This window comes from Mesorhizobium captivum (assembly GCF_033977165.1).
Lineage (GTDB): Bacteria > Pseudomonadota > Alphaproteobacteria > Rhizobiales > Rhizobiaceae > Mesorhizobium > Mesorhizobium captivum.
The window spans coordinates 1-704 of the sequence record NZ_JAVIJB010000133.1; the positions used below are offsets into that span (position 1 = coordinate 1).

The following is a 704-nucleotide window of genomic DNA, read 5'->3' on the forward strand; positions in this document are numbered from 1 at the left end:
TTTTCCGGCGGCGAGAACACGTCGTTGGCCAAAGCGATCTGCGAGGGGTGGATCGCCCATTTGCCTTCGATGCCGAGGGCCGCGGCGCGCCGGGCGGCCGCCATGTAGCCTTCGGGATCGGAGAAGTCGCCGAACGGCCCGTCGATGGCGCGCAGGCCATAGGCGCGGCAGGCGACCGTCATCCGCGACAGCGCGAAATGCCACTGGTCGCCGGGATAGTCGGGGTTGAGGCCGCCGATGTTGACGGTGCGCGCCTTGTTGCTGGCGGCATAGTCGGCGACGCCGAAATGCATCGCTTCCAGCCGGCCGGGCGTGGCGGCGATCGCCTCGACATTGGCCATGCCGAGCGCCGTCTCGATCAGCGCCTCGAGGCCGACGCGGGTCTTGAAACCCTTGGCCATCTCGATCTGGTTGACCATGGCCTCGACCATGTAGAGATCGGCCGGCACGCCGACCTTCGGCACCAGGATCGTGTCCAGCCGGTCGCCGGCCTGCTCCATGACGTCGACGACGTCGCGGTACATGTAATGGGTGTCGAGGCCGTTGATGCGCACCGAGACGGTCTTGCCCTTGGCGCGCCAGTCGATGTCGTTGAGCGCCTGAATGATGTTCTTGCGGGCGCGTTCCTTGTCCGGCGGCGCGACCGCGTCCTCGATGTCGAGGAAGACGAAGTCGGCGGCGCTGTTGGCCGCCTTGTCGATCAT

1 protein-coding gene is annotated in these 704 nt (G+C 66.8%); it reads right to left on the minus strand.

The genetic code is table 11. The features are described 5' to 3' along the window. Nucleotides 1-704, minus strand: a 704-nt coding sequence (locus RFM40_RS33620; protein WP_320279064.1) for an HpcH/HpaI aldolase/citrate lyase family protein, incomplete at both ends; no start/stop codon positions are given.